Origin of the sequence: Brevibacillus borstelensis (assembly GCF_037834415.1) — a bacterium.
In the GTDB taxonomy this organism is placed as follows: domain Bacteria; phylum Bacillota; class Bacilli; order Brevibacillales; family Brevibacillaceae; genus Brevibacillus; species Brevibacillus borstelensis_A.
On sequence record NZ_JAUMSJ010000012.1, the window covers coordinates 34,248 to 58,836 of the forward strand.

General features: G+C 51.4%; 25 protein-coding genes. 15 read left to right on the forward strand and 10 right to left on the reverse strand.

What is annotated here, in order from left to right:
* Window positions 1-58 precede the first annotated feature (58 nt).
* Window positions 59-424 (forward strand): fluoride efflux transporter CrcB, encoded by a 366-nt coding sequence (crcB, locus tag Q3F21_RS12160; RefSeq protein ID WP_340252856.1) that lies wholly within the window; start codon window positions 59-61, stop codon window positions 422-424.
* Window positions 425-484: 60 nt separating this feature from the next.
* Window positions 485-2,731, forward strand: a complete 2,247-nt coding sequence (locus Q3F21_RS12165; RefSeq protein ID WP_340252858.1) for a HelD family protein — start codon at window positions 485-487, stop codon at window positions 2,729-2,731.
* A gap of 240 nt (window positions 2,732-2,971) precedes the next feature.
* Here Q3F21_RS12165 and Q3F21_RS12170 read toward each other — a convergent pair whose 3' ends face one another.
* Entirely contained in the window at window positions 2,972-3,274 is a 303-nt protein-coding gene (locus Q3F21_RS12170; protein ID WP_340252860.1) for an iron-sulfur cluster assembly accessory protein, read from the reverse strand.
* A 113-nt stretch (window positions 3,275-3,387) separates the two neighbouring features.
* Between Q3F21_RS12170 and ltaE the strand changes: the two genes are divergently transcribed.
* On the forward strand, window positions 3,388-4,410 hold the full coding sequence (gene ltaE, locus Q3F21_RS12175) for a low-specificity L-threonine aldolase (protein ID WP_340252994.1): 1,023 nt from the start codon (window positions 3,388-3,390) through the stop codon (window positions 4,408-4,410).
* Window positions 4,411-4,581: 171 nt separating this feature from the next.
* On the opposite strand, the gene Q3F21_RS12180 is transcribed toward ltaE, so the two are convergent.
* The 3 genes from Q3F21_RS12180 to Q3F21_RS12190 are packed head-to-tail and all read right to left on the reverse strand — an operon-like array spanning window position 4,582 to window position 8,475.
* Complete coding sequence (locus Q3F21_RS12180) at window positions 4,582-5,823, reverse strand: Ger(x)C family spore germination protein (protein ID WP_340252862.1); 1,242 nt, start codon at window positions 5,821-5,823, stop codon at window positions 4,582-4,584.
* The gene (locus Q3F21_RS12185) at window positions 5,820-6,944 is read right to left on the reverse strand and encodes a GerAB/ArcD/ProY family transporter (protein ID WP_340252864.1); all 1,125 of its coding nucleotides are present in this window, start codon (window positions 6,942-6,944) and stop codon (window positions 5,820-5,822) included. The genes Q3F21_RS12180 and Q3F21_RS12185 overlap by 4 nt, the downstream gene beginning before the upstream one ends.
* 16 nt (window positions 6,945-6,960) lie before the next feature.
* Entirely contained in the window at window positions 6,961-8,475 is a 1,515-nt protein-coding gene (locus tag Q3F21_RS12190) for a spore germination protein (protein WP_340252866.1), read from the reverse strand.
* Between the two features lie 258 nt (window positions 8,476-8,733).
* On the opposite strand from Q3F21_RS12190, the gene Q3F21_RS12195 reads away from it, so the two are divergent.
* Entirely contained in the window at window positions 8,734-8,925 is a 192-nt protein-coding gene (locus tag Q3F21_RS12195; RefSeq protein WP_340252868.1) for a hypothetical protein, read from the forward strand.
* 21 nt (window positions 8,926-8,946) lie between these two features.
* On the opposite strand, the gene Q3F21_RS12200 is transcribed toward Q3F21_RS12195, so the two are convergent.
* Entirely contained in the window at window positions 8,947-9,681 is a 735-nt protein-coding gene (locus Q3F21_RS12200; RefSeq protein WP_340252870.1) for an alpha/beta hydrolase, read from the reverse strand.
* A gap of 245 nt (window positions 9,682-9,926) precedes the next feature.
* Here Q3F21_RS12200 and pdhA point away from each other — a divergent pair, with 245 nt between their 5' ends.
* The 5 genes from pdhA (at window position 9,927) to Q3F21_RS12225 (ending at window position 15,186) form a co-directional block, all read left to right on the forward strand.
* Entirely contained in the window at window positions 9,927-11,012 is a 1,086-nt protein-coding gene (gene pdhA / locus Q3F21_RS12205) for a pyruvate dehydrogenase (acetyl-transferring) E1 component subunit alpha (RefSeq protein WP_340252872.1), read from the forward strand.
* 3 nt (window positions 11,013-11,015) lie between these two features.
* Window positions 11,016-11,996, forward strand: a complete 981-nt coding sequence (locus Q3F21_RS12210; RefSeq protein ID WP_003385721.1) for an alpha-ketoacid dehydrogenase subunit beta — start codon at window positions 11,016-11,018, stop codon at window positions 11,994-11,996.
* Between the two features lie 106 nt (window positions 11,997-12,102).
* Window positions 12,103-13,485 (forward strand): dihydrolipoamide acetyltransferase family protein, encoded by a 1,383-nt coding sequence (locus Q3F21_RS12215; protein WP_340252874.1) that lies wholly within the window; start codon window positions 12,103-12,105, stop codon window positions 13,483-13,485.
* Between the two features lie 6 nt (window positions 13,486-13,491).
* The gene (gene lpdA / locus Q3F21_RS12220; protein ID WP_340252876.1) at window positions 13,492-14,901 is read left to right on the forward strand and encodes a dihydrolipoyl dehydrogenase; all 1,410 of its coding nucleotides are present in this window, start codon (window positions 13,492-13,494) and stop codon (window positions 14,899-14,901) included.
* Between the two features lie 123 nt (window positions 14,902-15,024).
* Entirely contained in the window at window positions 15,025-15,186 is a 162-nt protein-coding gene (locus tag Q3F21_RS12225; RefSeq protein WP_340252878.1) for a Spo0E family sporulation regulatory protein-aspartic acid phosphatase, read from the forward strand.
* Window positions 15,187-15,197: 11 nt separating this feature from the next.
* On the opposite strand, the gene Q3F21_RS12230 is transcribed toward Q3F21_RS12225, so the two are convergent.
* On the reverse strand, window positions 15,198-15,923 hold the full coding sequence (locus Q3F21_RS12230) for a hypothetical protein (protein ID WP_340252880.1): 726 nt from the start codon (window positions 15,921-15,923) through the stop codon (window positions 15,198-15,200).
* A 96-nt stretch (window positions 15,924-16,019) separates the two neighbouring features.
* The gene (locus tag Q3F21_RS12235; RefSeq protein ID WP_340252882.1) at window positions 16,020-16,169 is read right to left on the reverse strand and encodes a small acid-soluble spore protein P; all 150 of its coding nucleotides are present in this window, start codon (window positions 16,167-16,169) and stop codon (window positions 16,020-16,022) included.
* A 230-nt stretch (window positions 16,170-16,399) separates the two neighbouring features.
* On the opposite strand from Q3F21_RS12235, the gene Q3F21_RS12240 reads away from it, so the two are divergent.
* Window positions 16,400-17,275: a hypothetical protein gene (locus tag Q3F21_RS12240; RefSeq protein WP_340252884.1), complete on the forward strand. Its 876-nt coding sequence runs from the start codon at window positions 16,400-16,402 to the stop codon at window positions 17,273-17,275.
* A gap of 26 nt (window positions 17,276-17,301) precedes the next feature.
* Window positions 17,302-18,873 (forward strand): ABC-F family ATP-binding cassette domain-containing protein, encoded by a 1,572-nt coding sequence (locus tag Q3F21_RS12245; RefSeq protein WP_340252886.1) that lies wholly within the window; start codon window positions 17,302-17,304, stop codon window positions 18,871-18,873.
* 63 nt (window positions 18,874-18,936) lie between these two features.
* On the opposite strand, the gene Q3F21_RS12250 is transcribed toward Q3F21_RS12245, so the two are convergent.
* A complete protein-coding gene (locus tag Q3F21_RS12250) occupies window positions 18,937-19,446 on the reverse strand; it encodes a DUF6886 family protein (RefSeq protein WP_340252888.1) in 510 nt (169 codons plus the stop codon).
* Between the two features lie 17 nt (window positions 19,447-19,463).
* The gene (locus Q3F21_RS12255; RefSeq protein WP_340252890.1) at window positions 19,464-20,522 is read right to left on the reverse strand and encodes a phosphodiester glycosidase family protein; all 1,059 of its coding nucleotides are present in this window, start codon (window positions 20,520-20,522) and stop codon (window positions 19,464-19,466) included.
* Between the two features lie 120 nt (window positions 20,523-20,642).
* Between Q3F21_RS12255 and Q3F21_RS12260 the strand changes: the two genes are divergently transcribed.
* The 3 genes from Q3F21_RS12260 to Q3F21_RS12270 all read left to right on the forward strand — a co-directional run bounded on the left by Q3F21_RS12260 (window position 20,643) and on the right by Q3F21_RS12270 (window position 22,345).
* A complete protein-coding gene (locus Q3F21_RS12260; RefSeq protein ID WP_340252892.1) occupies window positions 20,643-20,786 on the forward strand; it encodes a hypothetical protein in 144 nt (47 codons plus the stop codon).
* A 170-nt stretch (window positions 20,787-20,956) separates the two neighbouring features.
* Window positions 20,957-22,153 carry a DEAD/DEAH box helicase gene (locus Q3F21_RS12265; RefSeq protein WP_340252894.1) on the forward strand — a complete coding sequence of 399 codons (1,197 nt, stop codon included), beginning with the start codon at window positions 20,957-20,959 and terminating at the stop codon, window positions 22,151-22,153.
* A 36-nt stretch (window positions 22,154-22,189) separates the two neighbouring features.
* Window positions 22,190-22,345: a hypothetical protein gene (locus Q3F21_RS12270; protein WP_340252896.1), complete on the forward strand. Its 156-nt coding sequence runs from the start codon at window positions 22,190-22,192 to the stop codon at window positions 22,343-22,345.
* Window positions 22,346-22,369: 24 nt separating this feature from the next.
* On the opposite strand, the gene Q3F21_RS12275 is transcribed toward Q3F21_RS12270, so the two are convergent.
* Window positions 22,370-23,218, reverse strand: a complete 849-nt coding sequence (locus Q3F21_RS12275) for a serine/threonine protein kinase (RefSeq protein WP_340252898.1) — start codon at window positions 23,216-23,218, stop codon at window positions 22,370-22,372.
* A 159-nt stretch (window positions 23,219-23,377) separates the two neighbouring features.
* On the opposite strand from Q3F21_RS12275, the gene Q3F21_RS12280 reads away from it, so the two are divergent.
* Window positions 23,378-24,577 (forward strand): DUF3900 domain-containing protein, encoded by a 1,200-nt coding sequence (locus Q3F21_RS12280; protein WP_340252900.1) that lies wholly within the window; start codon window positions 23,378-23,380, stop codon window positions 24,575-24,577.
* Window positions 24,578-24,589: the final 12 nt, after the last annotated feature.

The following is a 24,589-nucleotide window of genomic DNA, read 5'->3' on the forward strand; positions in this document are numbered from 1 at the left end:
TGCTTTTTGCCTGGGTGTCTTTTTGTTCCATATAAAAAGAAGGAGGGGGCGTGCCATAGTGTCGTGGCTAGCTGTTGCGATTGGAGGTGCTGTCGGCTCGGTGGTTCGCTACGGTCTTGGTCTTGTATTAAATCAACCCGGTTTACCCGCGGGAACATGGCTTGCGAACGTCTGCGGGTCTTTTCTCATCGGCCTGCTCTATGCGTGGGGAAAGGAAAAAGGCATGATGTCACCGGACATGTACCTTTTGTTTACAACAGGTTTGATGGGGGGATTTACGACGTTTTCTACCTTTTCTCTGGAAGTGGTAAGCTTTTTCGGAGACGGGCAGATCGGACGAGGGCTGCTCTATGCAGGGATTAGCGTTCTGGTTGGGCTTCTTGCTTGCGGTTCCGGTATCTGGCTTGGCAGGCAAGTTTGGTAGGACAGACGCGAAAAAGCTGAATGCAACACCGACCATGAGAATATGGAAAGGAGGATGCAAATGACTGTACAGCACCCGGACTACGAGCATGAACAGAAAAGACTGGATGAAACGCGCTCCATCATTAATCAGGAAGTGGACACGCTTCGAAAAGAGGTAAAGGAGATTACCGACGATTATGTGAAGCAGGTCGTCAACTATAAAAAAGCAAAGGAACTGCGCTATCTGGAGGATCAGGGGCAGGAAAAGCCCTACTTTGGACGCGTGGACTTCCTGAAAGATGAGACATATGAGCTGGACAGCGTGTACATAGGAAAGAGGGGGATTGTCCGTAGCGATACCTTCGACTCGGTGGTAGTAGACTGGAGAGCCCCCATCGCCAGTCTGTATTACAGCGGCGAAAGCAAGGATGCGTACTTTCGCAGCGGCAGGGAGATCGTGCGCGGGGAAGTGCGGCTGAAGCGGAATTTCGCCATTGAAAACGGAAAAATTACCGGGATTTACGATGGAGCGCTCAAGGAGACGATTCACCGGGAGGTAGGTCACCCGGATGACTTCTTGCAGGAAGGGTATATAGACGAGTTTTTGGCAGCCAACCTGAATCAGACGAACGACAGCAGGCTGAAGGATATCGTGGCGACGATCCAGTCTGAACAAAATGACATCATCCGTGCGGACAAAGATCGTCCCGTCGTCGTTCAAGGAGTGGCTGGAACCGGTAAGACGACGATTGCCCTGCACCGGCTCTCCTATTTAATCTACAATTACCAGGACTCGATGATGTCGAAAAGGTTTATGGTCTTTGCGCCCAACCGTTTGTTTCTTACCTACATTTCGGATGTTTTGCCGGAATTGGGGGTGGATGACGTACAGCAAGCGACGTTTCTGGATTGGGCAGCAAAGCTGGTCAAGTCCCTGCTTCCGAAAGGGTGGCGCATACTGGACCCGCAAAAGCCGCTTCACTTGTTCTTTGAACACGGACATGGAGAGGACGAGCGCAGGGTTGCGCTCCATCGTCTTCGCTTCAAGGGATCGCTCGTCTTCAAGGATGTTCTCCACCGATACCTGTTGTACATAGCGGAAAACAGGGTGGCCTACAAAAAATTAAGCTTTGTCTATAACCGGACCAAACAGGTTTTTACGATACCCGGCGAGTCCATCCGCCAGCTTTTCGCCGAACAATATGCGCATCTGCCGTTTCGTCGGCGCCTGGAAGCAGTCCGGAAGCATGTAAAGCAGGAGATCAACAAGCAGTTGTTTTCTCATCTGCGGGAGAAGCGAATTGATCTGGACAAACAGGCATTGGCAAAATACGAAAAAATGATCGATCAGCTCCTGGACAAATACTTCGTTATTTTTCCCGAGCTGGACGTCTTTGCTGCGTACCGCGAGATATTGACGGACTCCTCTCTATTAAAAGAACTGACAAACGCAGAAATCGGTGACGAGGATATCGAGGATATTTGCCGGTCTTCCACAGACATATTTCAATCGGAGCGTATAGAGCCTGAAGACGTAGCGCCGCTGATCTACCTTCGCCATTTAATCGAAGGACTCGAGCAGGCCGATCACTTTGACCACAGCGTCGTGGATGAAGCCCAGGATCTCAGTGCTTTGGAAATCGCGGTGATCGGTCTCGTGACAAAGAGACAGTCTTTGACGGTGGTGGGAGACATCGCACAGGGCATTCATGCATACAGGGGCTTGCAAACCTGGGATGAGCTGCTGGAAGGAGTTTTTCAGCAGCCGCGCGGTGTTTCCTACACACTTGCGCAAAGCTACCGTTCCACGATAGAGATCATGAAATGCGCCAACGAAGTCTTGAGAAAGATCAAATTGCCGGAAACCATTATGGCCAAACCGGTATTGCGTCACGGCGAAAAACCTTCCTTGACATCGTGGCAAGGAAACAAGCTTCCCGCAAAAGACCTGGCCGATCTCGTAAATGACTACCGCCAAGAGGGGTTCCAATCCATCGCGATCGTCGCCAAAACAGCCGAAGCGAGCAAGAAAGCGTATCAGTCATTGAAAACGTCCATCGAAGAGCTGAAGCTGCTGGGGAGCAAAGATACGCAATTCCCGGGCGGTGTCGTGGTCATGCCGGCTTATTTGACCAAAGGGCTGCAATTCGATGTGGTCATCCTGCTGGATATCGAGGAGTACAAGGACAATGAATGGGATACGAAGCTCCTGTATGTCGCCATGACGAGGCCTGTGCACCGGCTTTGCATGCTTCATCATGCGGATCGGATGAGTCCGCTGTTTGCCGACGTGCCGACGGCGTTGTATGAAAAGAGAATTCTGTAACGAAAAAGAAGAGACATCAAAGACGATGTCTCTTTTTTGTATAGGAAAGTTTTACCCACTTTCATATGTCAAACGTTCGGAACGGATAAAAAGCTCCCTCTAAGGAAACGGTTCCTTCGAAAGGGCGTCCATTATAGCTTTGTTAATCGTTTTTTCCAGTTGGTCTTGGAAATGGGTATCCGTTCACTGAAACAGAAAAGCCCCGCTGCCTGACAGCTGCAGCGGGGGATAAGGAAGCGATTAGTGATCGCCGTGGTTTCCTTTGGATGGATTCGTGAGCATATAGCCCTCTTGAGGCGTGTACAGATAGTCGATAACGAGGCCATCGAGCAGCGGCTCGTCCTTTTTCACAATTACATCGATCTCTTTGTCGGTAGAAACGACGACATCGTCTTCGGTTGGCTTGTCCAAAGCCAAGCCGTAGTGGGCATGGTCACCGTGTGCATGGGTTATGTATGCGCGAAGCTTCAACTCTTTATCTTCTTCTTGCTCCAGGACTTCTTTCAATTGTTTGGCGGCGTTGCGGGTAATTTTTACCTTCATGGGTCAGTCTCCCTTGTATTGGAATCGTACCCCTCCATATTAGCAAACTGGCAAAACCCGATGCAATGCAGAAAGTGTTAAAATGAAATTCGAGAAGGGAGAGAATGGGAATGATGGTTATCGACTTGCGAAGCGATACAGTTACCAAGCCGACAGAAGCGATGCTTCGGGCTATGTACGAGGCGGAAGTGGGGGACGATGTGTACGGTGAAGATCCGACAGTAAACCGCTTGGAAAGGATAGCTGCCGAGATTCTGGGGAAAGAGGACGCGCTGTTTGTCACCAGCGGTACCCAAGGGAACCAAGTCGCCGTGCTTACTCACTGCGTAAATGGAGACGAAGTCATTTTAGAGGCCGACTCCCATCTGTTTTACTACGAGGGAGGAGCGATGGCTGCCCTCGCAGGGGTTCAAACGAGAACGATAGTGGGGGAAAGAGGCGCCCTTCACCCGAAGGATGTAGAGAAAGCGATCCGCGGGGTCAATATTCATTTTCCGCGAACACGTTTAATTTGCATCGAAAATACGCATAATCGTGCAGGCGGGGCTGTCATCCGGCCTGAACAGATGGCAGGCGTATATGAAGTGGCGAAGGGCAGCGGCGTGCCTGTTCATCTGGATGGAGCCAGGCTATTCAATGCGGCTGCAGCATTGGAATGTGAGGTCACCGAGTTCACTCGTTTTACAGACAGCGTGCAGGTATGCCTTTCGAAGGGATTGAGCGCACCGGCAGGGTCGGTTCTTGCTGGAAGCAGAGAGTTGATCCGCGAGGCGCGTTGGTGGAGAAAAAAGCTGGGTGGGGGCATGCGCCAAGCCGGCTACATGGCAGCACCGGGAATCCTCGCATTGACGGAGATGTCAGCTCGTCTCGCAGAAGATCATCAACGAGCGCACACCTTGGCCGAAGGCTTGCGAAAGTTCTCTTTACATGTAGAACCAGTCGAAACAAACATCGTACTTGTGCACACGGACAAGGCAGGGCTTTCTGCTGAAGAATTTTTGTCCAAGCTGGGTGAACAAGGGGTTCTTGCCGTCGACTTTGACGAGACGGTTGTCCGTTTTACAACGCACCGCCACATCAGTGATCAGGATATTCAAAACACGTTGGCAGCTGTTCATGTTATTTTGAACTCGTAGCGGTTAAATAGACAATGGGCGGCGAAAGCCCCATTTGTGCAGGTAGCCGATCCACGAGGAAAAGCATTAACAACGTTTTGGCTTCGGCATCGTCACAAAGAACGGCAACATAGCGGAAGCGCAACCGTGCAGCAGGCTCAATCCTCTTCACGGTTGCGCTTCCGAGAATCGTTATCTTTTCTTTCCCTTCAAGGCAAATTCTTCTGTCTTCACTGTTACATCGAGAGATACGGGTATGCGGCTGAATTCCTCGTCCCAATTTTCTTTTCGCTTTTTCCACTCCTTCGGATTGTGGATGTGCAATTGCTTTCCGAAACCGGCTACATCTACCCGGTACTCCTTTTGTGTTTTTTTCAGCGTATTCGTCACGATCTCTTCAATTCGTTTTTTTACCGCCGCATTCACTTTCTGGAGGTAGTCTTCCTTGAAGGCATCCTCGTTGAGATACCAGTCTTCGCCTAACCTTCCTTCCATTTTGATAGAGACTTTGAATGATAGTTGTCCATTCTTTACGGATGGAATAATCTTGCTGTGGATCTTTCCGATCTCAAAGGAGAAAGGCTCACTGCTGCCTTTGATGACTGCTTCAATGATCCCTCCCTTATGGCCCTCCTCCGATTTGCCAGTCCCTTGAATCAGATTGATTCCAGCTGTTTCTTCTTCGCCGATCCACCCGAGCATTTTTCCTGTTTTTCCGCTAACGATGGCTGCACCTGCCAGCTTCATCTCTTTTTGGTGGATGACCACTCGGGGAACGCAAAAGCTGGTGTCGGCTGATAAATGCTCCGAGACAGTCCCGATGGAAATCGGTTGAGCGATATGAATGGTTTTTGCCAAATTGTTAATCAAGCTTAACAGCTCAAATGAGGGCAGGTCTTCATTTTTTGGTGATGTTTCAAGCACTTCTTTCCCTTTTCCATCGGCTATGGTGAGATAAACCGTTCGACGCATCTCGGTATCTCGCAAATTAAAATTTAGCAGCTGTGTCAAATCAACTTTCCGTGATACTTCCTCACCCAAAATAATGATTTTCAAATGCATGAAAAAAGGCGGACGACCTATGCGGGTAGATGTTTCTCTTACGATCTGAAAGGCGGTATCCCCTGAACTTGTAATATTTATATAAGGCTTTTGGTTAGTAGGGTTGCCCCGTGTGCTTCCGCCAATAATTTTCGGGTTCACGATCTGGTACGTGATCGAAATGGGGAGCAGCTTCTTATGCCTGTGGACGAATTGTTTTTCTTCCTCCGAGGTTTGCTGCTTCTGTCGAGCATGATCAACAGACATTCCTATGACAATTCCCAGTTCCTCGATCTCCCGGCGATCCCAGCAGCTGCTTGTGACGAGCGCACTCAGGATGAGAAGTGCCGCCAGGATTCGTCTTGATTTGGCTTTGAGCCTGTTTGTTTTCATGTTCTGGGCCCCTCTTTAAGCGAGTAATCGCGTTTCGGCAGGTTTCTAACTCTTGCTAACAGAAGCAACGAAAGCGGGATGGTGGTTGACATGAGAACGGAGACGAAACCGATGCTTTTTCCGAGTTCCAATGTAGCGTTGAGATCCTTCGGGAAGAGTGCGATTCCGTATATGACAGGAAGAAGCATAAACATAACGAGTTTGATATTCCATCCAAGGAGGAGGTGAATGCCCAAAGAAGCTAAATACAGATTAATAAAAAACGTTGTGAACATATTTAGGAGCCAGACCGTGATAAAAAAAATTTCAAAGTGTTCAAAGAAAGCCCCGGGAAATTCGATCTGCTTTACGAATTCCATCGTGGGCCATGTCAGAGTGGCAACCTCGTTAAGCGTCAAGGAACCGATCACCATGACGACGATGGTCATGTAGATGAGCGTAACGAGCCCGATGCCCAGCAGAAGGGGGAGCGCTGATTTTTTGGCGTTACGAGTATAGGCGGCGAGAAACAGGATCACATCAAAACCCGAAAACGCTTGAGCGGTAGGGAAAATGCCGGGGACAAGGGCTGTCGGGCCATTTTCAAGGAACGGACGCACATTATCAAACTCAAAGTTTTTCCAATTAAGAAAGAGGATTGTAAACACAATCAAAAGCGTAATCGGGAAATAAAACTGATTGATCCGTATGATCGCGTTCAAGCCGCCAGCGACCAAATATAAACCGACAAGTAAAAAGGCTAGAATCGTTATTTCCAGAGGTGTTTCGTCCAGAAGAAAATGGCGGACCACCTCCGCCTGCACCCGAGCTTCAAAGGCTCCAAACGTTATGTAGTTGACGATGTACAATACACTGATCAAAGCCCCCAATACCTTCCCGACAATATGTCTATTGTAAATATAGAAGGTCTCGCCGGGAAAGCGGTTGCTAAGATGCAAGCAAATCATCGAGGTGATGGCGACAATGATTCCAGCGAGAAGAACATCGATCCAGACATCCGGGGTCCCCACCTCTTCAGCGAGGACGCGGGGAAGGGTCAGGATGGCGACCCCGATGATGGTGGAAACAGTTGTGATCGTCAACTGGATTGGCGAAAAAGGAGAAATCGGAAGCGAACTCACCTAAGTCAACCCTCCTTTACTTTGGGTGATCGGAACGCCTTCGGTCAATCGGCTTAAACATAGCCGGTCGGTTTTTTAGCAACGTCTGCAGAGGCAAGCGAAGGAACAAGTCCTTCCACGAGTACATGCGAGTCGGGACGTATGGAGCAGCATAATTGATTCCAAAGCTGTGGAGCCTCACCATATGGGAGGTGATCAGGACAAATACGAGAATGATCCCGTATAGACCGAAAATGGAAGCTGCCAGCATCATCGCGAAACGCAGCAGACGGATCGCGATGGCGGCAGGGTATTGGGGAAACGCAAAGGAAGAAATGGCGGTCAAGGCAACAACAATTACCATGATCGGGCTTACAATGCCCGCTTCGACCGCTGACTGGCCGATTACAAGTCCCCCTACGATTCCGACTGCTTGCCCGACTGGCTTTGGCAAGCGCAAGCCCGCTTCCCGCAACAGTTCAATCGTTATTTCCATGAACAAGGCTTCCACTATGGTGGGAAAGGGAACTCCTTCCCTCGTACCGGCAATAGAGATGGCCAGCTTCGTCGGGATGAGACCTTGATGATAGGAGACGAGCGCTACATATAAAGCAGGCAAGAAAAGCGCAAAGAACAGCGCCAAAGTACGCAGCAAGCGGATGAGAGAAGCAGGAATCCAGCGGTCGTAATAATCCTCTGGCGATTGCATCAGCATCGGGAACGTTACCGGGACGATCAGCGCGAAGGGTGTGCCTTCGATCAGAATCGCAACTCTTCCTTCCAAAAGAGCACCTTCAACGCGATCCGGCCGTTCCGTATTTTGAACCTGCGGAAAGGGTGAAAAGGGATTGTCCTGAATGTAGTTCTCGACATAGCCCGATTCAATTGGATCGTCGATATCGATTTTCTGTATTCTTTGCCTTACTTCGTTTACAAGATCCGGTTTCGCTACGTCACGCAGATAACAGATGACGACCTCTTTTCGTGCGCGTCTGCCCAAAAACAATGACTCAAAGGTGAGGTGGGGATCCTTTAACCGTCGTCGCAGAATCGCTGTATTTTCGCTCACCTCTTCCACAAAACCGATCCGCGGTCCGCGTACAAGCGCTTCGCTCGCGGGCTCCTCTTGCTGCCGGGAGTTGTCCTTGGCCGTTCCAAACACAATGGCGCTGTTATAGTCGTCAAACAAAACGCAAGTATTGCCTGCCAGTATCTCGGAAACACATTGATCAGCCCTGGTTACCTGCGAGACATCGCCAAGTGTGCTCGCGTTCCGGGTAAAGTCCTTGAGATGTTCCGAATAGGGGAGAGGATTCTCTTCCACTTCTGTGAGAAAGCTCCGGGAAATCACTCCAAATACTTGATTGAGCAGGAATTGCTGGTCAACCATGCCTTTTGCATAAATGGCGACAGCTTTCCGCTCGGTTCGGCCCAGGGACATTTCCTTGAAAACGATATCGGAACTGTTTCCAAGCAGGTTCAGGATATGTTGCAGATTGTCGCTTAGAACAGGGACGAGGTCCGACGGGTGGGACTTTGTAAACGGCTTCATCTGGGTGAATCCTTTCCAGGTGAATTTCCTTGCTGCAAGGCTGCTTTGCAAATCAGACTAAGGAGCTGTTTGTGTAGAGTTTGCCCCAAAATGTTCCATTTCACTCAAGTCCAACAAGCGACCAGCCATGAGCTCACCCCTGGCGAATTTCCCGCGAAACGGGAGGGCGGGCTTCCCGCAAGATGACGTGCGGGAGAGTAATTCAGCCTTTTCAAAGGAATACTACGACTATCCAACAAAAGGGAAAGAGGGGTCTTGATGATATCTGCGAAACAGCGTCAGCAGGTGCAGAGCCAGATGCAGCGGGATGAAAGCAAAGTCGTCAACATTGTCCTTTGCGATGACAGACAAGTAGCAGGGGAAATAGACAAAGCCACCCACCAGGGGTTGTTCCTGACGGATGGCAGTTACTACAGCTACGCCGATATTCGGGAGATTAACGGACTTTAAGCGCATGAAGACAGACAATCGCTACATGTCGGACGCCGGAAAGAAGTGACGCAGCCCGTCCGGCAATTCTTTTTGCCACAGACCCCAGACGTGGTTTCCCGGTTTCTCACGGTAGGAGACAGCAGCCCCCTTTTTTTCGAGGAGGTCTTTTGTTTTGCGGTTCCATTCCACAAAGTCATAGGTCCCGATATGAGTTTCGACGGCTGTTTCATCGAGCCCGACCACCATCCAGGCATTCAGCCAGCCAAGGTCTTTCGCCCCAGACAATTGATCCGAGGTGGGCTGGAAATACGCGCCCGACAGGGAAAGCAGATTGGAAAAGAGTGCAGGGGCGTCAAGCGCGATATGCAAGGATACGGTTCCTCCAAGAGAATCGCCCGCAAGCACCCGCGATTCCCGGTTTTGGCGGACCGGATAGCGCTCTTCGATGTACGGGACCAATTCTTCTATAAAGAAACGCTTATACCCTTCGTTCCGCGAGCCGATGGGAGAATACTCGCTTGTCCGTTTGCTTCGCTCCACCGATACGCCTACGATCAGAAAGGGCGACACACCTTCGTCCAGGATCAGCTGGTTGGCAATTGTGGCAATCCGGCCCATGGTAAAAAAATCATTTCCATCCTGGCAGTAGACGACAGGGTAGGAGAGAAGCTCATTGTATCCGGGAGGGAGATATACCCTGACGGAGCGGGGCGAGTCCAGATGCTTGCTGGAAAGTTCTTCTTTCACAATCGTTCTTTTTACATAGTCTGACATGGGATTTCATCTCAACTCCTAAACGAAATTCCAAAGTAATCCTTGAAAAAAACTGATACAGATTTTATAGTAAATGATAACAGGAAGGAAATAAACCCTGTAATATCAATACTATAACACGTTGAACAGTTATTTTATCTGAGGTATAACAGGGTTGCGCGAAAGCGGTTGTAAGCACTTTCAACACGGCGGCTTTCGGGCAATTGACCTTTCCCGCTTTATAATCCAGTGACGAGGTGAATGTGATGAGCGTGACTACTGCTGTTGAACAAACGGGCAACAACACTCCGCTGCAAATTCTTGCTCCGGACGGAACCGTTGTTCGTCCTGATCTCATGCCCAAGCTTTCTGATGATGAATTGCGTGAACTGATGCGCAAAATGGTCTTTACCCGTGTATGGGACCAACGTGCGATCAGCTTGAACCGTCAAGGCCGACTCGGCTTCTATGCGCCGGTAGCCGGACAGGAAGCTGCCATGATCGGTTCGGAATCCGCACTTTCCAAAGAAGACTTCATCCTGCCAAGCTACCGCGACATTCCGCAAATGGTATGGCACGGTTTCCCGATGCACAAAGCATTCCTCTACTCTCGTGGACATATCGAAGGCGGCCGGATTCCGGAAGGCGTAAACGTCCTGATGCCGCAAATCATCATTGCCGCCCAATGTACGCAGGCTACAGGCATTGCGATGGGCTACAAGCTCCGCGGTGAAAAACGCGTAGCGATCAACTACTTCGGCGACGGTGCTACCTCCCAGGGGGATTTCTACGAAGGGATGAACTTTGCCGGCGTCTACAAGCTGCCCGTGATCTTCTTCTCGCAAAACAACGGATATGCCATTTCTGTACCATTTGAAAAACAAACAGCCGCTGAAAACGTCGCTGTGAAAGCGAAGGCTGCCGGTATCGCCAGCGCACGTGTAGACGGTATGGATATTCTTGCTGTGTACCATGCTGTGACCGAAGCGAAGCAGCGCGGTATTGACGGCGAAGGCGCGACGCTGATCGAGGCGCTTACCTACCGCTATGGTCCACATACGATGGCTGGTGACGACCCGACTCGCTACCGCACTGGGGAAGAGCAAAGCGAATGGGAGCAAAAAGACCCGCTGATCCGTTTCCGCAAGTTCCTGGAAAACAAGGGCCTGTGGAGCGAAAAAGACGAAGAAGCGGTAATCGAAGAAGCGAAGCAAGCGGTTGCCGACGCGATCAAGAAAGCGGACGAAACAGCGAAAATGAAAGTAAGCGAGCTCATCGACGTTATGTTTGAAACACTGCCGCCTGCACTGGAAGAACAAAAGGCGGAATATCTGGCAAAGGAGTCGAAGTAACCCATGGCACAAATGACAATGGTTCAAGCCATTACGGACGCAATGCGCGTTGAATTGAAGCGCGACGAAACCGTTCTCGTCTTCGGTGAAGACGTGGGTAAAAACGGCGGGGTATTCCGTGCTACGGAAGGTTTGCAAGCCGAGTTCGGCGAGCAGCGCGTTTTTGACACGCCGCTTGCCGAATCCGGAATCGGCGGCCTGGCTGTGGGCCTCTCCGTCAACGGATTCCGCCCGGTTGCCGAAATCCAATTCTTCGGCTTCGTATTTGAGACATTCGACGCGATAGCCTCTCAGGCAGCCCGTATGCGTTTCCGCTCCGGAGGCCGCTACAACAGCCCGATCACGTTCCGCTCTCCTTTTGGCGGCGGGGTAAAAACGCCTGAGCTGCACGCGGATTCGCTGGAAGGGTTGATCATGCAAACGCCTGGGGTGAAAGTCGTCATTCCTTCCAACCCGTACGATGCAAAAGGCTTGTTGATCTCTGCCATCCGCGACAACGATCCGGTTGTCTTCCTGGAGCACATGAAGCTGTACCGCTCTTTCCGCCAGGAAGTACCGGAAGGCGAGTACACCATTCCACTCGGCAAAGCAAACGTAGTGAAAGAGGGCAGCGATGTTACCATCATCACCTACGGCGCTATGGTTCATACCAGCCTGAAAGCGGCTGAAGAGCTGGAAAAAGCTCGCGGCGCTAAAGTGGAAGTGATCGACCTGCGCACAGTAAACCCGATCGACATCGATACGATTGTCGCGTCCGTGAAGAAAACCAACCGCGCCATCGTGGTACAGGAAGCGCAAAAAACATCCGGCGTAGCTGCCGAAATCATCGCTCAAATCAACGAACGCGCCATTCTGCACCTGGAAGCGCCAGTGCTTCGCGTTACTGCACCGGATACGATCTTCCCGTTCGCGCAAGCAGAAGACATCTGGCTGCCAGATGTGAAACGCGTCGTAGACGGTTTGACTCAAGTACTCGATTTTTAATCACATACCCGGCGGAAAGAGAATGCTTTCCGCCTTCTTTAGGCAACTCTTTTTCCATAATGGATAGTTATGCTTGTACAAACAACCTCATTGAGGAGGAGATAGCGTGAGTCGTTTTACTTTTAGACTCCCGGAGCTTGGCGAGGGCATCCATGAGGGCGAAATCGTCAAATGGCATGTAAAGCCGGGGGATACCGTTGAAGAAGACCAAGTTATCATGGAAGTGCAAAATGACAAGGCTGTAGTGGAAGTTCCATCTCCTGTAAAAGGAAAAGTACTGGAACTGAAAGTTACGGAAGGCACTGTCTGCGTGGTCGGCGATCCGCTGATCGAATTTGACGTGGAAGGCGAAATCCCGAATCTTCCTGACCACGGTCATGGAGACAGCCAAGCAGCAGCACCGGCTGCCGAAGAGAAAATGGAACCGGGCTGCGACATTGGCTCCCAGGTAAGCGCAAACGCAAACCAAGCAATGGATACTCCGCTCGCACAACCTGCAGCGACAGCAACCGTAGCACCAATCGATCGCAAACACGTGCTGGCTACGCCGTCTGTACGCAAATACGCCCGTGAAAAAGGCGTTGCGCTGGCAAATGTGCCAGGCACAGGCAAACTCGGCCGGATTACCCGTGAAGATATTGACCGCTTCCTGGCTGGCGGGGCAGCAGTTGCTCCTGCAGCAGCAGAAGCAGCAGCGCCAGTACCAGCGGCAGCAGATGCTCCGGAAACAACTGGCGTACAGCAGGCAGCGGCAGCTCCGACTGTCCACTACGCGGCACAAGCTGGCGAAATCGAAGAACGGGTACCTCTCAAGGGGATTCGCAGAGCGGTTGCCAAAGCAATGGTTAAATCTGCTTACACCGCTCCTCACGTAACCATCTTTGATGAAGTGGACGTGACAGAGCTGGTCGCTATGCGCAAAGATGCGAAGCCGCTGGCTGAACAGCGTGGCGTAAAGCTGACCTATTTGCCATTCATCGTCAAAGCTGTAGTCGCAGGCCTGAAAAAGTTCCCGGAATTGAACGCTTCCATCGACGACGAAAAACAAGAAATTGTTTACAAAAAGTACTATAACATCGGTATCGCTACTTCAACGGACCAAGGCTTGGTTGTGCCGGTAGTGAAAGCTGCCGAACGTAAATCGATCTTCGAAATCGCTGGCGAAATCAGCGAGCTTGCTGCGAAGGCACGCGACCGCAAAGCATCCGCAGATGAGCTGAAAGGCTCTACCTTCAGCATCACAAACATCGGTTCTGCAGGCGGTATGTTCTTTACTCCGATCATCAACTATCCAGAAGCGGCGATCCTCGGAGTGGGCCGTATTAGTGAAAAACCAGTTGTAAAAAACGGTGAAATCGTAGTTGGCCAAGTGCTGTCGCTCTCGCTCAGCATCGACCACAGACTCATCGACGGCGAACCTGCTCAACGATTCGTCAACTACGTGAAGCAGCTCTTGGAAAACCCAACACTGCTCGTCATGGAGGGATAACAAGCGATGGTAGTAGGAGAATTTACAACAGAGGTAGACGTTCTCGTCATCGGTGCCGGTCCCGGCGGTTATGTGGCAGCCATTCGCGCTGCCCAGCTGGGCAAAACCGTGGCTGTCGTAGAGAAAGCCGAGCTCGGTGGCGTATGTCTGAACGTCGGCTGCATCCCGTCCAAAGCCATGATCCATGCAGCTCATACGTATGAGCATGCTCAACATACGGACGTCATGGGAATTACCATGGAGAACGTAAAGGTCGACTTTGCCAAAGTCCAGGAGTGGAAAAAAGGCATCGTCAACCAGCTGACTGGTGGAGTCGGCAAACTGTTTAAAGGAAACAAAATCCAGGTAATCCCCGGCGAAGCTCTGTTCGTGAGCGAGAACGAAGTCCGGGTATTCCACGGCTATGATGTAAACCGCTACCGTTTCAACCACTGCATCATCGCGACCGGTTCCCGTCCGATCGAATTGCCGGCGTTCCCGTACGGCAAGCGTGTGCTGTCTTCGACGGAAGCACTTGCTCTGACGGAAATTCCGAAGAGCATGGTCGTCATCGGCGGTGGCTACATCGGCGTGGAGCTGGGTACTGTGTTTGCCAAATTCGGCACGAAGGTAACCATCCTGGAAGGCTCCGACCAGATCCTTCCGGGCTTTGAAGCGGAAATGACCCGCCTCGTTGATCGCAAGCTGAAGAAGCTGGGCGTGGAGATTCACACAAAAGCTCTGGCACAAGGAATGGAAGAGAAGGAAGACGGCGTTGTTGTAACCGCTGAAGTAAAAGGCGAACAAAAGCAGGTCGAAGCTGAATATATTCTCGTAACCGTAGGCCGCCGTCCGAACACCGATGAGCTCGGCGTGCGAGACATCGGCATGAAACTGACTGACCGTGGCTATATTGTCGTAGACAAACAAGGTCAGACCAGCATTCCGAACGTCTACGCCATCGGGGACATTGTGGAAGGACCGGCCCTTGCCCACAAGGCTTCCTATGAAGGGAAAGTGGCGGCGGAAGCAATCGCTGGCCACCCTGCAGAAGTAGACTACAAGGCGATCCCGGCAGTTGTATTCTGCGACCCGGAAATTGCGAGTGTAGGACTCAGCGAGCGTGAAGCGAAGGAAAAAGGCATTGACTACGTGTCTGGCCGCTTCCCGTTTGCTGCCAATGGCCGCGCGCTTTCCGTCAATGCGGGTGAAGGCTTCGTCAAGCTGATTGCCGACAAGGAAACGAACCTCGTCCTCGGGGCGCAAATCGTCGGACCAGAAGCTTCCAACATTATTGCTGAAATCGGACTTGCGATCGAAATGGGAGCGACGCTCGAAGATATTGAGCTGACCATCCACGCTCATCCGACGCTGGGAGAAGTGACGATGGAAGCAGCGGAGCTGGCTTTGGGCCGTCCGATCCACGTAATGAAGTAATCGAACAACACAAACCCTGCATCCTGTATGATGCAGGGTTTTTTTATTTCTGTATTTCCCCTTTCCACCGTTTATCAAATAATGTAAAATAGTGGGAGACTGAGTCGGGTGGGGGTAGACACCATGGAAATTACGCAAAAGATGATTGATGATGTACGCCAGCAGCTTGAAAAAGCAGCGAAAGATTCTGGCTACAATTTTCTCGACCCGGAAATCGTAAAAATTAGTCAAAAACTGGATAAATTAATTGTTGCCCACATGATTCAAGATGGAAAACGCCCTTGAGAGGGCGTTTTCTATTTGTTCATGGGATAGATGAGGTACGTTGCCAATCCCTCTGTCGCAATTCGAATATGATCGTAAAAATAGCTTGGACACAATACGAGTTGTTCGGCATGTACGGTATCCGTTGAACCATCGTCACAGAGCAGCTTTTGCTCTTTCTCACGATAGGTAAAAAGCGGAGCAACCGTTTGTAAAAAGGCGGCACATTCATCGGGCGAGCGCAATGCCTGATAGATCTTCTCGGCTTCATTGACGAACAAAGGCGCGATCCTCTCCCACTTTTCCTCAAAAAACAATAGCCAATAGGTAGACAGAAATAAGGAAAATCGACCTTTTACGAACTCGGCATCCTGATTTGCATCCTGGTAGATGGTAGGGCAATTATCGCTTTTTCCTCTTCCAGCTTCGAGTGATAGGAGACTGCTTGCAAAAGATGCGGCAGGCATCTGAACAAAGTAATCATACAGGTCTTCTACCAGCATGACCTCTTTTGTCTGGACTGGATCAAAAACTTCCGGGATTGTTTCAAGGAAAATGGGAGCGAAATACTCCCATTCTTCCGAGAGGCCTTCTGATTGAAAGCCAGACAGAAGCTCGTCTGCCCAGTCGGAATGCACCTTTGTCTGGGATGTATGGGCCAAGCTGTGAAGGCTGGCGGCTACCTCAAATAGGGGAGAAACACTGTATGTAACGGTAGGAAGAAGAGGGCTGCCGCCCGAAAGAGGGACTGAAATCATTATTGTAGACCTCCAACAAGGATACTGCTATCATCATAGTTCATCCTTGTGGGACAATTCAATCTTTGGGATGTGAAAAACAGGAAGGGGAATGCTTTACCCTTCCCGTGTTTTGATTTGGCGTGAATGGTTTTCTTGTTTCACCTTTTTGGAACCTGGCATGGGCCTGCCCGTTTGTTCCATCGGTTCATAGGTGTTATTGTAGGTTTGGTGCGGATTTTCATCCAGCAGATGATCCATTTCCATCGTATCCACTCCTTCCTTGTTTAGAATGCCGTAATCTGATAGTGACGAACCATAGGAAATACTGGTATTCTAAAAGGAAGTCTGTGTACAAGTATGGCAGTTGTGAAAAGGCAATCTCGGAAATACTTGCATATTGGCGAAAAGCACCGTGCAGACATCGGATATGTTATGGTAAGATAAGATATTTCACCCGATACCAAGGGCTTTCTCGCAGGAAGGGAGATGACTGTATGCCGACATTGATTGCCCCCGTTTTTAACAGCACGACAACGAATCCGCTTCACATCGAGCTTCCCAAGTCATTTCATCTTGTTTCCGGTGCCGAAAAGCCGTATAACGTCGCCTCCCGGTATCTTCGCAACGTGATGGACGAGAGCCGTTATTTGTTCGATCGAAAAGTAGATCTGACCAGTATCTTTTTGCTGGCGGAATATCCATCGGATACGCATGAATTGAAGTATTCGGATGAACGGAAATGGATCGAGGAGATTGAGTACAAGCTGAATCTGGCCTCCACCGGAGGAGTTTGTTCGATCCCATACATTATTACAGCGAAATTTCCTGTATACGGCATTACGTACCTCAAGCGTTCGCTTGATGGAGATAAATACTTATTTGATGAACAAGCGCAGAAAATTTTCCTCGCACTTATGGAAGAGGGGATAGCACTGCCCTCCCTTGCGCTCAGACGCTATTCCTTGTCCCTGGAAAAGAAAAGCTTGGAAGACCAATTGCTGGATTTGTGGATTTCACTGGAATCGCTTTTTGCTCCTGATGGGAAAAAAGGGGAGATTACCTACAAGCTTCGTTTCCGTATGGCTTATTATTTCGGTGATGCGCCGGAGAAGAGGGAGAAGATCGCGCAGTTTGTCAAGCAATCGTACAACCATCGCTCGGAGATCGTCCACAGCGGCAAGGAGCATGGAGATTCGCTGGCTGACGAAGTAAAGCTGCTCAGACAAATGGCCCGTGCAGTCATCTTGAACACAGCGATGGAAAAGATTTCGCTAAATGAGCTTCGCAGACGCCTCGATGAGCAGATTTTGGCGGGGTCCAGCTATGAATTGCGCTATCAACCTAAATTTTTCGAGAACGTCACTTTTTGACGCAAGAATATGGCAGGAGGATCTTTATGAGTGTTTTGATCGTTGAAAATTTATCGCATGGCTTCGCGGACCGCGTCCTTTTCCGCGATGTCAACTTTCGTTTGCAGCCCAATGATCGGGTAGGATTGGTCGGGGCAAACGGGACGGGCAAGTCCACGATGATGGGAATCTTGACCAAACAGCTGATCCCCGATCAAGGGAAAATCGAATGGATGCCCAAGATCCAGTACGGGTATTTGGACCAGCATACAAAATTGCAGGCGGGCAAAACAATCCGCGATGTCTTAAAGGATGCATTCTTGCCTTTGCTGCAAGAAGAAGCGGAGATGCTCGCGATTGGCGAGAAAATGGCAGAGGCGACTCCTGAAGAGCTGGAGGAGCTTTTGGAGCGAATGGGAGAAATTCAGGACCGTTTAGAAAACAGCGGTTTTTATCTGATCGATGCCAAGGTGGAGGAGATCGCAAACGCGCTTGGTTTGACTGCGATCGGTCTGGACCGCGGTGTCTCCGCGCTTTCCGGAGGACAGCGGACAAAGGTTCTCTTGGCCAAGCTATTGCTCGAGAAGCCAAGCGTGCTTTTGCTCGACGAGCCGACCAACTACCTGGATGAAGAGCATATTACCTGGCTGAAGGGATACCTCAAGGAGTATCCATACGCGTTCATATTGATCTCCCATGACACCTCTTTTATGAACGAGGTCGTCAACGTGATTTACCATCTGGAATTCACCAAATTGAACCGATACACGGGGAACTACGAGTCGTTTTTGGCGCAGTCCGAAATGAAGCGCTCCCAGCATTTTGACGCTTACGAAAAGCAGAGAGAAGAAATTTCCAAAATGGAAGATTTCATCGCCCGCAACAAGGCCCGGGCCTCCACTTCCGGGCGGGCGAAAAGCCGCCAGAAGCAGCTGGATAAAATTGAGCGCATCGATAAACCGGAATCTGCAGCAAAGCCAACCTTTATTTTCAAGGAAGCTCGGGCCAGCAGCCGGTTTGTTTTCACGGCGGAGGATTTGGCGATCGGGTACACCGCTCCGCTCTTGCCCAAGCTTACAGTCAGCCTTGAGCGCGGGGAAAAGGTAGCGGTCGTCGGGATGAACGGCGTCGGGAAATCGACGTTGCTAAAGACGGTGCTGGGGATGATTCCTCCGCTTGGCGGGAAGCTGGATCGCGGAGACTTTTTGTTCCCGGCTTACTTCGAGCAGGAGGTAAAGCCGAAGCCTGTCACCGCTCTGGATGATGTTTGGAATGAGTTTCCGCACATGAACAATCACGAGGTAAGGGGAGCGCTAGCCCGCTGCGGTTTGAAGAATGAGCATATCAATCGCTCACTGACTGCTTTATCCGGGGGAGAGCAGGCGAAGGTGCGGCTTTGCAAGCTGCTGCAGAGAGAAGCCAACTGGCTGGTATTCGACGAGCCGACGAACCACCTGGACGTAGTTGCCAAGGAAGAATTGAAGCGAGCTTTAAAAGAGTTCAAGGGGACGGTACTCCTCGTCTGCCACGAACCCGAATTTTACGAGGACTGGGTCACGCAGGTTTGGAATGTGGAAGAATGGAGCTTGGACCAAGCCAAGACGCCTATCAAACTGTAAGAAAAAACGGCAGCCTTTTTGAGGGGCTGCCTGTTTGTTTACTGCGGATTCTTTCGCATTCCGTTATGACAACTGCGCATTGCGCATGCGGATCATGGAAAACTGCATGGTAGAGTCGAGCAAAGCATCGTGCAGAGGCTTCAGAGAGGGAGTAAGCCGCAGTTCCACATTCTCCCGAGTCAAGCATGCCAGCAGATCGCCCAGTGGTTGCACAGCAAGCGGGGTAACCGTTTCAAAGGAGAGGTAATAGCCGGCTCCATCGTCCCAGCGAACAAATGTGTCAGGTGGGAACGTATACCTGTAAAGCTTTGTCTCTTTGATGATTGGATACCAAGCTGATTCTGTCGCGATAACCATGGCCGCGTCCGAGAACCCCATAAACCGGGCAACATCTTCAGGGGTAGTTGTTGTCGCCCGGCCAAACCCGATCCGGGGGCAGTCTCGCGGGAAGAAATACAGGGGCGATTTCTCCCGGTCAATCGCCCAGACGGCCGGTGGCAGAGAGGGATGGGATGGATGGGGGCGCGGGTGAAAACACGTAATGAACGGGTCTTCGCTAAAGTGATAATACATACCGCTCCGCTCTCCTCCTATAAAACTGCCCAGGCATTGGGCAAATGGCGGCCTCGGAAATAGGGACAGGACGTTTTGGTGATCGCCTCGTTGTTGTGCAGCATCATTGAGCTGGACCCTCCGTCCATCGCCATTGCCGTAACCACCCCGCGCTCAGCGAGCAATTCGGCGATGTCGTTCATGCTGGCACCGATCGAATGTCCGGGCTGGCGTCCATCGATGACGACAAACACGATGGTGCCATCCTCCTTCTGGCCAATGGCGGTTCGCGGCTGAATTCCCCAGCTTTTCGCCGGCTTGTCGGCAAACAGGTTTTTTCCGTTTACGATGAGTTGAGGGCGGAAACTCATGGCGTCCTTTACCCCCATGTCGACCAGCTGCTGAGCCGTATAGTTGCCTGTAATCAGTGTCCCGTCGAATGTGATCCCCAGCGCTGTTTCCCCGCCCTTTGCATTGTAGCCCTGCAGGATTTTCCCGTCCTTGATTACGAGTCCAAAGGCTTTGACGCCATTGCCGTATCCGTCCGGATCGGAAAAGCCGCTCGCATTTACAATTCCCAATGCATTGTGCTTTTTGACAAATTCATCGAGCAGCTCGCCCCGGTCTTTCCGATTGGAAACGAGCAGGTGAACCCGTTTGGGATCGCTGATGTACATAATCTTACCTTTAAAGTAATAATTGCTCCGCTTTTCGTCGATTTCCTCGATTTCAATCAATTCCTTCTTCACTTCCTGTATCTCCACCGCGACCGGGGGCTCCTCCTCGTGAATTTTGGGGGTGTCGTCCGCGGAATTGATGACGACGGGATTGCGAATCTGCTGCTTGAGCGCTTCCAGCTTTTCGTCCGGCAAAAACGTATAGGGCGCCCAGTAGTCGTGCTGCGTCGTCAGCAAGGTGCCGGCAGCCCATTCCCGAAGCTCTTCTCCCGTGTCTGTCGCGAACAGAAAAATCGCTCCGAGAAGCATAAAGGTGGCAACAGTCATCGTGCCTATAAATACTAGGCGCTTCAATATACGCCAGGGGCGATTGCGGCGTTGGCGTCTTTTTCTCGTACGAGTGCGTGATAAAGTTTGCATGGCGACCCTTCCTATGAGATTGATAAGTTCTCTGTAATAGATTGACGAACGGGTGACGAAAAAGTTTCGTGAAATAGATAAGGAACATCAGGACAAAATAAGGGCAGGAGGTGATAGGTAGTGCGCGGCTTTGACAAGGAGTTTCAAAATCAGGTGGAGGCGTATCGGGAAAATCCCCCGGGAACGATCAATCAACGAACGGAGAAGGACCGGCATGACAAGATGGAGGAGCGGGAAACCCGTCTTGATTCCAATAACCGCTGACGTAAGCATCCTCCAGGCGATTTTTCACTACAAAGACGAGCTTCCATGGATGATGCTCGAGTGGCATGCATGTCGGGTACGGGCGAACGCTGTACTCCCTGCTGTTTCGCATAAACGCAAAATGTGGTAAGCTTACCCAAGCACGATAAAGCAATGCCAGGAGGGTTTTTGTGAGCGCCACGTTTGCAGATTTTACGTTAAGCACATCGCTGATGGAAGCACTGCGAGAGCAAAAAATAGAACGGCCGACTCCTGTACAGGCGGAAGCGATTCCGCTCATTCAGAGCGGCCGAAACGCACTGGTCGAATCACCCACCGGAACGGGAAAGACGCTTGCCTACCTGCTTCCGCTGATCGATCGTCTGGATACGGAATCCAAGGACATTCAGCTGCTGGTATTGGCACCTACGCATGAGCTTGTCATGCAAATCACAAAAGTGGCGGAAGGCTTGCTCGCCAAGAAAAACATGTCGGCCGCCGCAATCATCGGAGGAGTCGACGTAAAACGCCAGCTGGAACGGCTGAAAAAACACCCGTCTGTCGTAGCGGCCACACCCGGTCGGCTGGTGGAGCTGTTGGATGGCCGCAAGGTAAAGGTGCACGAGGTAAAAGCGGTTGTCGTCGATGAGGCGGACCGTTTGCTTGATGCCGGCTTCCTTCGGTCCGTCCAGGAAGTGATGCGGCGAGTGTTGCGAGATACTCAGCGGCTCTTTTTCTCGGCGACGCTCCCTGAGAAGGTTGTCGAGCTCGCCTCGGAAATGGCAAATGATCCTGTCCTGATTAGAGCAGCCGGGCCGGAAAATGCGATTGGCGTCGTCCATATGTATCTGGTGAGCGAACCTCGGAAAAAAGTAGACACGCTGCGTCGCCTGCTGCGATTGGTAAACGTACGGGCGTCCATCGTCTTTGTCAATCAGATCGACAAGGTAGAGGAGATTGTCGCCAAACTGGAATACCACCGCCTGCCCTGCCGTTTTCTGCATCGCGACACGAGCAAAGAAGAAAGGGCAAGGGCCTTGCAGCAGTTCCGCGATGGAGTTTATCCCGTCCTGATCACCACGGATGTAGCCGCCCGCGGCCTGGATATACCCGAGGTGGAGTGCGTCGTTCATTTTGATCCGGCAGCGGACGTTGATACATACGTTCACCGCAGCGGACGAACTGGGCGAATGGGCAGGGCCGGACTGGTCTTTTCGATCAGTACGCCTCAGGAGCTGTTTATCCTTCGCAAATTTTCCAAGCAGACCGGACTTTCGATCATGGAAAAGGCCATGTCGCACGGGCAATTGGTCGATCCCGAACAGGTCAAGCAAGCCGCAAAGGAAAAACGGCCGGTACATAAGAAGCGGCGTTTTGAAACAAAGTAGGAGTGGGCTCACCATTCTTTTGTACAGGAGGTTCCCATGCGCAAAGATCGGTTGTATGAGGAAGATTTGCTGGTCAATGGTCCCATCGGCGGAGAAGAGCTTTCGAAGCACGAGAGGCAAACCTTGCGCCGTGAAGCAGGTGAACTGAAGCAAAAAATGGAGAACGCCAAACAGGAAAAGATTCGGGAGTAATACAAAAAGAGCAGATACCCCAAGCTACGGCGAGGGTGTACTGCTCTTTTTCCTCGTCTGGCTTTGAATGATGGCCTTTAGGTCACAGAGCCATTCGTCCACATCTGCATAGCCGCGATCAATCTGCAGCAGCCGTCTGATCATCGCGGCCACCTCGGGCCGGAGCGTCAGCTCTTCCTCCCAGCTTCGCTCCGGTTGATCTTCTCCCGGCTGATACCCGGTGTACAGCAAAAACAAAAAGAAGTGTCCGAGGGCGTAAAGATCGCTTGCAGGCTCGACGTGGCGTTTCAACTGTTTTTCCTCCGGGTAGCTGCTCATGTCAGCTGCGCTATAGGTGGGCGAATCTCCACAAAAGCGGGCCAGGCCAAAGTCGATCAGATAAGGCGTCCCGTTTTGCCAGATGACATTCGGTATCCGTACATCGCGGTGAATGATTCCGTGTCTGTGCACATAGGAGACAAGCTCGCCGATCTGGAGCATGTACCGCGCGGCTTCGGATTCGCCGACAACAGCCTGCTCGTCAAACAGCAGCTCTTCCAGCGTAGGACCGTCGATATACGACATCGCCAGAAAAGCGTTTCCCTGAAAATGGAAGCGCTCGATAAAGCGTGGAATTTGCGGGTGGCAAAGAGCTTGGAGGATACGCTGCTCATAGGCTTGCATGGCTTCTCCTTTTGGACTGCGGCGGAGGCTTGGCTTTACCTGCTTGAGGACGATCAGCTCACCCGTCACGTCATGGCGGGCGCGGTACGCAATACCGTAGCTGCCCATGCCAAGGACGCTATCGATCGTGTAATGCCCGAGGCGAGTCCCGATCCGATAGGGCTTGTCTCGAATGGTTTGGTTCCACCAGGCGACCAGGCGCTTCCACATGAAACATCCTCCTCCTGTGACCATCATACCACAAACGGCACCGGCCTGTTTCACAATGGGAGCGGCTGCAATTATCATGCATCTGCCGAAAAAGACTACCGTTTCTTCCGCCATTTGTTATAATCAGTTCTGTTACTTGTCGGACAGGAGCGGAAGCGTATGAATTTTGCAATCGATTGGCTGTCATTTTACCTTATCGAACAGCCGGAGGATGAGAGCGGGAGCAAGCAGGTACGGATGACCCGCCATCTGTCTGGAGATGAATATGAGAAGAGTGAGCTGCGGGAGTTTCTGGATGGCGAATTTGCCCGTATCGCCAAGCGAAAAGCAGAAGTAAATCCGAAGAGCGAAGGCAGCCCTACCAAGCTGGGCCGGTTTGTGATCGAAGAGGGACATCCGCTTGAAGCAAATCCGAACTACGCGCTGCTGAATCGTTTGCTCCAGGCAGTCACCTCGGGGGAGGGCAAACAGCCTTCGCAGGAGCTGGTGCAATCGTACCTGCGAACGTCGCAAGTAAGGGGCGGGGTCCTCATCGTAGTGCGGACCCGGTTGGAAACGTTGGACGAGCCGTTCGTCTTTATCCTCAAGTGCGATTTTGAGCAGAAAACAGCGGTGATTACCGACGAGCAAAGTCTCATATCCAACGTGCAAATGGCCATCAACGCCAAAAACATGAAGTCCCTGATGTATCCAAACATGATCGAGACAGGCATGAACGATCCGTATCACGTAAAGATACACCAGTTCTCCCACGCCCGGTATTTTGAGGAATTTTTGCGCTTTGTTGAATACCCGCAAACAGTGACGCAGCTGATTTCAGAGGAAGTTCTCACGCTGGCCAGGCAGCATATCGAGCTCGTCTACCCGGAGGACTCGGAAGAGCGGCAGCGGGCGGAAGAAGAGATCGAGCTGATCGCTGCGAGTCCGAAGCGTGAACTGGCGGAAAAATGGGATCATGAAACAGTCATGGAGGCCGCTCAAATTCTCACGGACAGGCAGCCGGAGATAGAGTTGAAGTGCAAGCTGGACCACATGCAGGTAAGGGCGCTTCTGGCCGATTACGGAAACAACTTGCATATCGCCAAAGTGAACGGCCGGTACGTCATTTTGCTGGATGGGGACTTTTTGCAGTTCGAAAGAGGGGTGTCGCCCGTCGAATTTGTAAAGCCAAAGGATATTCATGAAATCGTTCGAGAACTTGAGCGTCGCCAGCCAGGTCCGGTATATGCACAGTCGTACGGGCAGGATGTGCCAGAGCAACCGCCTTGGGATCGCGCCGATGCAAGCGCTGCCGGGCCGGATCAAGCCAGCCGTGCACCTCAGCCAGTACCCGACGACGACGCCCCGCCTTGGGACTAAAAGCTGGCAAGG